Genomic DNA, 8,322 nt, shown 5'->3' with positions numbered 1-8,322 from the left:
ATCGCCTTGCACATGATATACGACAGGATCGCACCCGAAGACCCGACCAGCGCGCCGACCACGATCAGCAGATCGTTCGACAGCGAGAAACCAATCGCCGCCGCCGCCCAGCCGGAATAGCTGTTCAGCATCGACACCACGACCGGCATGTCCGCGCCGCCGATCGGGATGATCAAGGTGACGCCGATCAGCAGGGCCAGGGCGAAGATGGCCCAGAACGCCCAGATCGCTTGGCCGCCGCTCATCGCCAACACCACGATCAGCCCGACAATGGCCAGGGCGATGACGATGTTCAGCAGGTGTCTAGCCGGCAGCAGGATCGGCGCGCCGGACATGTTGCCGTTCAGCTTGGCGAAGGCGATGACCGAGCCGGTAAAGGTGATGGCGCCGATGGCCAGGCCGAGCGACAGCTCGATCAGCGAGGTGAGGTGCACCAGCCCATCTTCGCCGACGATGCCGTAGGCCGACGGGGTGTGGATCGCGGCGACCGCGACCAGGCAGGCGGCCATGCCGACGAGGCTGTGGAAGGCGGCGACCAGCTGCGGCATCGAGGTCATGGCGACCTTGCGGGCGATGACCGCGCCGACCGCGCCGCCGATGGCGACGCCGCCCAGGATCAGGCCCAAGGTCAGGGCGTCCAGCTTGCCCTGGCCCCAGAGGGTGAGCAGAGCGGTGCCGACGGCGATAGCCATGCCGATCATGCCGTTGCGGTTGCCCGCTTGGCTGGTCGTGGGACTGGAAAGGCCGCGCAGGGCCAGGATGAAGAGTACGCCCGAAACGATATAGGCGATGGCGGCGAGATTAGCGTTCATGTCCCCCCGCTCCCCTACTTCTGCTTCTTTTTGTACATGGCCAGCATGCGCTGGGTGACCAGGAAGCCGCCGAAGATGTTCACGGCGGCGAAGGCCGCGGCGACAGCGCCGGCGCCCTTCGAGATCATGACGTTCTTGGTCAGTTCACCGTCCACCCCGTGGGCGGCGGCGGCCAACAAGGCCCCGACGATGATCACCGAGGAGATGGCGTTGGTCACGGCCATCAGCGGTGTGTGCAGGGCGGGGGTGACGCTCCAGACGACGTAGTAGCCCACGAAGATCGCGAGCACGAAGATCGCCAGTCGGAAGACTGTAGGGTCGACGGCTTCCATGGGGTCCTCTTAAGCAGTCAGGGCGGGATGGACGATCGCCCCGCCTTGGGTGACGAGCGCGGCTTTCAGGATCTCGTCCTCGTAGTCGGGGGCGAACTTGCCCTCCTTGTCGAGGAAGAGGCCAGCGAAGGCGAATAGATTGCGAGCGTAGAGCGCCGAGGCGTCAGTCGCGATGCGGCCGGGCAGGTTGGGCGCGCCGAGAATCTTGGCGCCATTGGCTGTGACCACCGTCTCGCCCAGCTTGGCGCCGACGACATTGCCGCCCTGTTCGATGGCCAGGTCGACGAGAATCGATCCGGCACGCATCGAGGCGACCTGTTCGGCGCTGACCAACTTGGGCGCGGGGCGCCCGGGGATCAGCGCCGTGGTGATGACGATATCCTGCTTGGCGATATGGCTGGAAACCAGTTCAGCCTGCTTGGCCTGGTATTCGGCGCTCATTTCCTTGGCGTAGCCGCCGGCGGTCTGGGCGTTCTTGAACTCCTCGTCCTCGACGGCGAGGAACTTGGCGCCCAGGCTTTCGACCTGCTCCTTGGTGGGGGGGCGCACGTCGGTGGCGGTCACCACCGCGCCCAGACGCCGCGCGGTGGCGATGGCCTGCAGGCCGGCGACACCGACGCCCATGACGAACACCTTGGCGGCGGCGACGGTGCCGGCCGCGGTCATCATCATCGGCATGGCCTTGCCATAGGCTTCGGCGCCCTCGATCACCGCGCGATAACCCGCGAGATTGGCCTGGGAGGACAGTACGTCCATCACCTGCGCCCGAGTGATCCGCGGCACGAACTCCATGGCGAAGGCGGTCGCGCCCTTGGCGGCCAGAGCCTTCAGGGCGTCCTTCTCGACGTGGGGATTGAGGGTCGCGGCGACGATGGCGCCGGCCTTCAGCGCGGCGATCTCTTCATCGACGGGGCTGCGGACCTTCAGCAGGATATCGGCCGTGCCGATGGCGTCGGTCAGGCTCTTCGCCAGGGTCGCGCCCGCGGCTTCATAGTCGGCGTCGGGATAGGAGGCGGCGACGCCGGCTCCAGCTTCGATCACCACCGAGTACCCAGCGCCGATGAACTTTTTCACCGTCTCTGGAGTCGCGGCCACGCGCGTCTCTCCGGCGCGGCGTTCCTTGGTGACGGCGATGGTCGTCATGCGCCCTGTTTCCCCCATTTTTAGTCTTCGAACTTCCGGCGACCATAGAAGCCGCCCTTAGACGTTGTCCAGCGACCGACCACGGACTTCAAACAATTGTTTGAGCGCAAACCCCTTTTAACTCCAAGGTTTGTCGATTGTCCGCCAAGCCGAGTCCCAGCGCGGCCGTCATCGGCCAACGCAGTCACGACCTCAACTCAGAAAAATTCAGTGGCCGGTGAATAGAACTGATCTCGCCGCGCCCCAGGCATGGCGAAACCCACGCCGACCGCAAGGCCGGCATGGGTCAAAACTTAACCGAAGCGGAAACCGCGACGTCGGGCCTGGATCTTAAAACGATCCGGCCCGCACCAGGGTCCTAGTGGGCGGGTTCGCCGTGCTCGCGCAGGACGAAGAAGCCCGCGACCGAGATCACCACGCCGATGGCGGCGCTGCCCATGAAACCGGTGGCCGTGCAGAACCACAGGACCAGGAAAATCAGCAGGGCGGTGAGCGCCAAGGAGCCCCACTTCGCCAGGCTGACGAACAGGTGATAGGTCGAGACCTGCTCGTGAATTTCCATGTCGCCGCGGTGATATTCGGAAGCCATGGCGGAGGCGTCTCTCTCTTCGAAGAATTCAGGTGGAGCCGGACTACACGAACCGTAGCCCGGCCTCAAGGGCTGGTGGTCAGGCGGGCCAAACCGCCAGCATGGAACGTAGCGCCGCCACCAAGGCCAGCGGCTGATCGACCATGATGTGGTGGGCCGAATCCGGGATGGCGATCTCGATGATGTCTTCCGGCAACGGCGAGGGCTGCCCCCCGCTGCGGCGCGACATCACCACCGATCGCTCGCCGTAGATATGGGCCAGCGGCGTGGTGACCAGGGGCGGCCCTTCGGTGGTCATCGCCGTCATCGCCGAGCGATCCAGCTTGTTCCACATGTTGGGATCGAAGCGCCACGACCAGCCCTCGCCCGAACCATCCTCGAGCGGCGCGCGCTTCAGCGAGCGGCGGGCGATGAAGTCGGCGATGAACAGGTTGCCCGCCACCTGGGGCGGCATGAACCGGAAGCGGTCGAGCGCCGCGCCAATGGTCGGATAGACCCGCTGAGCGCGGTCGGCGGTGGGGATATTGGCGATGCGCTGGCGTTGCTCTTCCAGCATGCGCTTGCCCTCGGGGGAGTCCGGCGGCGGGCCGCCGAAGCCGACATCGACCAGGATCGCCGCGTGCATCCGCTCGGGGTGCTTCACCGCCGCATAGAACACCTGCGAGCCGCCGAACGAGTGGCCGATATAGACCGGCTTGCGGCCGCCTTCGTACAGGCCCGCGGCCTGGGCGCAGGCCTCGGCGTCTTCGGCGAAGTCCTGAAAGGCGTAGGTCTCGCGCCAGTCCGACGCGCCCATGCCGGCCAGCGACATCGAGGCGACCCGATACTCGGTGGCCAGAAACGGCGCGATGAAGCTCCACCAATCGGCGTGGGCCGAGTTGCCGTGGACCAACAGCAAGCCGGGCCTGCCCACCTCGCCCCAGGTCAGTAGCTCGATCTTCGAGCCCTTCGAGGTGACGAAGGTCCGCTCGGGCTCATGGGCGATGGCGTCCCGGAACCACTTCGGCGCGTCGGGCTCGCGCCCCTTGAACGGCGCCAGCGGCGCCTGGACCTCGGGCGGCAGGGCGCCCGGCTCGGAGTGAACGGGCTGGTCCTCGTATCCGACCAACGCGCCTTCTTTGATCGCCGGATCCAAAGCCATTACGCCACCCCTCGTGTTTCCCGATCGCCGGCCTTGCGGACGATCGAGCGGATACCTTTGAAAACGCCCGTACCGGTGATCAGGGTGCGCTCGCCGCACCAGATTCGGCCTCGGACGGTGAAAACGTCGTCCTGTTCGGCGATGATCTCGCTGGTACCCTCGACCCAGTCGCCCATGTGGGCGCCCGAGAGGAAGTCCGTGGTGAGCCTGACGGTCACCCAGCCGATCTCGCGCTTGTTGGAGATGACCCGCCCCCAGGCCATGTCGGCGAAGCTCATCAACATGCCGCCGTGACAATTGTTCATGCCGTTGGCGTGGTGTTCCTCCACGCGAAAGGCCATGGTTTCGTCTTTCGTGGCCTCGTCGCGCCGCGAATAGAACGGGCCGACAGTGCGGCCAAAACCGCGCTGCCACAGATTAATGACATAGCCATCGGGGACGACAGCAGTCTGGACTTCGGTCAGATCATCGGACATCGCCAAGGCTGATGAACGTGCGTTTGAAAAATGGCAAGCGCCGATCCACGGATCTGCCCAAAGCCTGGCCGCGCTGTGACTTGGGGCGGTCTGAAAATTTCCAGGGAGAAGACGATGCGGATTGCAGCGAGCATGGTGATGGTGGCGCTACTGGTGAGCGCCTGCTCCAAGAAGGAAGAAGCGGCCGAGGCGCCGAGGGCGACAACCGCCGCCCCGGCCCTCACCGAGATGGACGGCCCCAAGCCCGGCAAGTGGAAGATGACCACCGTCATGGCGGCCATGCCCCAGCCGGTCACCATGGAGGTCTGTATACCCAAGACCAGCTTCAAGGAAATGCAGGCCGCCAATCAGCAGGCCGGCGTGACCTGCACCGAGCAGACCCTGACCCGCCAGGGCGGAGACTATGTGGGCCACTCGAGCTGCACCCATCCGGGCGGGAAGATGACCATCGACAGCCGCTTCTCCGGCGACTTCTCCAGCAAGTACACGATGGAGACCAAGACCGTGATGGATCCGGCGCCGACGCCGGCGATGAAGGAAATGACCATGAAAGTCACCGCCGAACGCCTGGGCGATTGCTGAGCCAAGCCGCGCAAATTCACCAACTTGAAGGGCGGCCCCGGGAAAATTATCCGGGGCTGCTTTCCCGCAAAGGTTGGTTCGTCCTATCGTTCCAGTCGTTCGACGGGGATGGGTGGCCAGGAATGAGAGTGTTCGGGACAGTGGCGGCGCTGGTCGTGGCCACAGCCTTCGGCGGATGCGCCACCACTGCGCCGGCCAGCAAGCCGGCGAGCGGCGAGAGCGCCAAGGCGCGGGCACTGCCGAAGGGCTTGGACTCCGCCAACAACGGCGATCCCTTCGCCTCCACCTATCGCCCCTTGCCCAGCCGCCCGACCGCCCTGTTCGGCGCCACGGTGTTCACCGGGACCGGCGAGCGGATCGACGGCGGGACCGTGCTGATCCGAGACGGCAAGATCGAGGCGGTCGGCGCGCGCCTCGTCCCCCCGGCCAGCTACGAAGTCGTGGACGCCGCGGGCAAGTACATCACTCCCGGCTTGATCGACGCCCACTCGCACCTGGGCGTCTATCCCTCGCCGTCCGTTGCGGCCCACTCGGACGGCAACGAGCTAACCGACCCGAATACCGCCGGGGTCTGGGCCGAGCATTCGGTCTGGCCGCAGGACCCTGGCTTCAACCTGGCCCGCGCCGGCGGCGTCACCACCCTGATGGTGCTGCCAGGCTCCGGCAACCTGATCGGCGGGCGCTCGGTCACCCTGCGCAACATCCCGGCCCGCACCGTCCAGGAGATGAAATATCCGGGCGCGCCCTATGGGTTGAAGATGGCCTGCGGAGAGAATCCCAAGCGGGTCTATGGCGCCCGCACCCGGGCCCCGTCCACGCGGATGGGAAACGTCGCCGGCTATCGCAACGCCTGGATCAGCGCCGCCGACTACGGCCGCAAGTGGGACGACTACCGCGCCAAGGAAGGCCGAGGCGAGAAGGCCGATCCGCCCAAGCGCGACCTGCAGCTCGAGACCTTGGTCGGGGTGCTCAAGGGCGACATCCTGGTCGAGAACCACTGCTATCGGGCCGACGAGATGGTCCAGATGATCGGGATCGCCAATGAGTTCGGCTACAAGATCACCGCCTTCCACCACGCCTCGGAAGCCTACAAGATCGCCGACATCCTGGCGCAGAACGACATCTGCACGGCCACCTGGGCCAACTGGTGGGGCAACAAGCTGGAAGCCTGGGACGGCATCGAGGCCAACGCCGCCATGGTCCACGCAGCGGGCGGCTGCGCGATCATCAAGTCCGACGACCCAGACGTCATCCAGCGCCTGAACCAGGAAGCCGCCGCAGCCCTGGCGGCCGGGCGCGCAGCGGGCCTGAACATCACCGAAGCCCAGGCCATGGCCTGGATCACCGCCAATCCGGCCAAGGCGATGGGCCTGAAGGACACCGGCGCCCTGGAGCCCGGCAAGCGGGCCGACGTAGTCATCTGGGACAAGAACCCCTTCTCGATCTACGCCCGCGCCGAGCGCGTCTATCTGGACGGCGGCATCGCCTACGACCGCCACGATGTCCGCTTCCAGCCCAAGTCCGACTTCGAAATCGGCCAGGGGGCCAACCGCTGATGTCCAAGATCGCCTTGCGCCTTTCGATCAGCCTCGCAGCCTTGGCCAGCGCCATCGCCAGCCCGGGCCTGGCCCAGACGGTGGCCATCACCAACGCCCGCATCCTGACCGCCGGTCCGGCCGGCGAGATCGCCGAGGGGACCATCGTGCTGCGGGACGGCAAGATCGCCTCGGTCGGCGCGGGGGCCCCGGCGCCGGCCGGCGCGCGGATCATCGACGCCAAGGGCGGGACGGTGACGCCGGGCTTCGTGGCGGCCAACACCCTGCTAGGAGCCGTCGAGGTCCGCTCGCTGGGTGACGACCTCACCGTCAACAACCCCGATATCGGCGCGGCCTTCGACGTCCAGTACGGGCTAGATCCGCAATCGACCCTGATCCCGGTCGCGCGGCTGGGCGGGATCACCCGGGCCATCGTCATGCCGTTATCGGCCGGCGGCGGCGGGACCGACTTCCACGCCGACGACGGCGAGGAGCTCCATACCGCCGGCGGCGGGGGCGGATCGAAGTCGACCGCGCTGTTCGCCGGCCAGGCGGCGGTCATCCACCTGGGCGAAGGCGCCAGCATCCTGGTCAAGCCCAAGGTCGGCATGGTGGTCCCGTTCGGCGACGGCGGGGCCAATGTCGCCGGCGGCGCGCGCGGGGCCGAGATCGTGGCCCTGAAAGCCGCCTTCCGCGACGTGCGCGACTACATGCGCAACAAGGCCGCCTATGACCGCGCCGGCGTGCGCGACATGGGCCTGTCCAAGGCCGACCTCGAGGCCCTGATCCCCGTGGTCGAGGGCCGCATGCCGATCATCGCCTCGGTCCACAAGGCCTCCGACATCCGCGGCGTCCTGCAGTTCGCCCGCGAAGAGCGCGTGAAGGTGATCCTGAACGGGGCCGAGGAAGGCTGGATGGCGGCAGGCGAGATCGCCGCGGCCGGCGTGCCGGTGATCGTCAATCCGTTGAGCGACCGACCCGAGAGCTTCCAGGTGCTGGGCGCGACCATGGAGAACGCCGCACGGCTGCAGGCGGCGGGGGTGACCCTGGCCATCGAGGGCCAGGGCGGCGCGCACCGGGTCCGCGAGCTGCGCTACAACGTCGGTAACGCCATCGCCAACGGCATGCCCTACCAGGCCGGGCTGGCGGCGGTGACCATCAACCCCGCCCGCATCTTCGGCGTCGCCGACAAGGTGGGCTCGCTGGAGCCGGGCAAGGACGCCGACCTGGTAATCTGGACCGGCGACCCCTTCGAGCCGCTGTCCCAGCCCACCGCGGTCTTCATCCAGGGCGAGAGCCAGCCGATGACTTCCCGCCAGCTCGAACTCCGCGACCGATACAAGACCCTCGGCGCAGGCTACCCGGCGGCGTATTCGCGCTAACCCGCTCACCCCGGCGAAAGCCGGGGCCTAAGCTGAGTGGAGCGGGTGGAGAGGCCGCCTGGGTCCCGGCTTTCGCCGGGATGAGCGGTGGTGGTGCTAAGGCTTCATCGTCCGCGCGGTGAGGCTCGCCTCGCCACGCAGGGCGAGCGCCTCGGCGGAGGTCCCGACCACTACGCCGACCTTGCCCTCGGCGATCCGCCAGCCCGGCAAGGTCGCGTCATAGTTGGCCAGCAGGCGCGGATCGGCGCTGATGGTGACGCGCCTGGTCTCGCCCGGCGCCAGGGCCACGCGCGACCAGCCGATCAGGCGCTGGCTCTCCTTGCCGTCCGA

General features: G+C 67.1%; 10 protein-coding genes. 3 read left to right on the top strand and 7 right to left on the bottom strand.

Annotation, left to right across the window (positions count from 1 at the left end; genetic code table 11):
* From Q7T84_RS07005 to Q7T84_RS06980, 6 genes are all read right to left on the bottom strand, one after another.
* Positions 1–812 (bottom strand): NAD(P)(+) transhydrogenase (Re/Si-specific) subunit beta (locus tag Q7T84_RS07005; RefSeq protein ID WP_304807101.1); only part of this gene is annotated, 812 nt, incomplete at its 3' end.
* Positions 813–826: 14 nt separating this feature from the next.
* Positions 827–1,144 carry a proton-translocating transhydrogenase family protein gene (locus Q7T84_RS07000; protein WP_304807097.1) on the bottom strand — a complete coding sequence of 106 codons (318 nt, stop codon included), beginning with the start codon at positions 1,142–1,144 and terminating at the stop codon, positions 827–829.
* A gap of 9 nt (positions 1,145–1,153) precedes the next feature.
* Positions 1,154–2,287 (bottom strand): Re/Si-specific NAD(P)(+) transhydrogenase subunit alpha, encoded by a 1,134-nt coding sequence (locus Q7T84_RS06995; protein WP_304807094.1) that lies wholly within the window; start codon positions 2,285–2,287, stop codon positions 1,154–1,156.
* 358 nt (positions 2,288–2,645) lie between these two features.
* A complete protein-coding gene (locus tag Q7T84_RS06990; protein ID WP_304807091.1) occupies positions 2,646–2,876 on the bottom strand; it encodes an aa3-type cytochrome c oxidase subunit IV in 231 nt (76 codons plus the stop codon).
* A gap of 79 nt (positions 2,877–2,955) precedes the next feature.
* Positions 2,956–4,017 carry an alpha/beta fold hydrolase gene (locus Q7T84_RS06985; RefSeq protein ID WP_304807089.1) on the bottom strand — a complete coding sequence of 354 codons (1,062 nt, stop codon included), beginning with the start codon at positions 4,015–4,017 and terminating at the stop codon, positions 2,956–2,958.
* Positions 4,017–4,493 (bottom strand): PaaI family thioesterase, encoded by a 477-nt coding sequence (locus tag Q7T84_RS06980; RefSeq protein WP_304807087.1) that lies wholly within the window; start codon positions 4,491–4,493, stop codon positions 4,017–4,019. Before Q7T84_RS06980 ends, Q7T84_RS06985 begins: the two co-directional genes overlap by 1 nt.
* Positions 4,494–4,607: 114 nt before the next feature.
* Here Q7T84_RS06980 and Q7T84_RS06975 point away from each other — a divergent pair, with 114 nt between their 5' ends.
* The 3 genes from Q7T84_RS06975 (at position 4,608) to Q7T84_RS06965 (ending at position 7,992) form a co-directional block, all read left to right on the top strand.
* Positions 4,608–5,075 carry a DUF3617 family protein gene (locus Q7T84_RS06975; protein ID WP_304807084.1) on the top strand — a complete coding sequence of 156 codons (468 nt, stop codon included), beginning with the start codon at positions 4,608–4,610 and terminating at the stop codon, positions 5,073–5,075.
* A 128-nt stretch (positions 5,076–5,203) separates the two neighbouring features.
* Positions 5,204–6,631 (top strand): amidohydrolase, encoded by a 1,428-nt coding sequence (locus tag Q7T84_RS06970; protein WP_304807082.1) that lies wholly within the window; start codon positions 5,204–5,206, stop codon positions 6,629–6,631.
* Complete coding sequence (locus tag Q7T84_RS06965) at positions 6,631–7,992, top strand: amidohydrolase family protein (protein ID WP_304807080.1); 1,362 nt, start codon at positions 6,631–6,633, stop codon at positions 7,990–7,992. The genes Q7T84_RS06970 and Q7T84_RS06965 overlap by 1 nt, the downstream gene beginning before the upstream one ends.
* Before the next feature lie 96 nt (positions 7,993–8,088).
* On the opposite strand, the gene Q7T84_RS06960 is transcribed toward Q7T84_RS06965, so the two are convergent.
* On the bottom strand, positions 8,089–8,322 hold a 234-nt coding region (locus Q7T84_RS06960), incomplete at its 5' end, for a fibronectin type III-like domain-contianing protein (protein ID WP_304807078.1).

Origin of the sequence: Phenylobacterium sp. (assembly GCF_030654915.1) — a bacterium.
Lineage (GTDB): Bacteria > Pseudomonadota > Alphaproteobacteria > Caulobacterales > Caulobacteraceae > Phenylobacterium.
The sequence above is the reverse complement of the archived record's forward strand: the minus strand, read 5'-3'. Positions and strand labels throughout refer to the sequence as shown.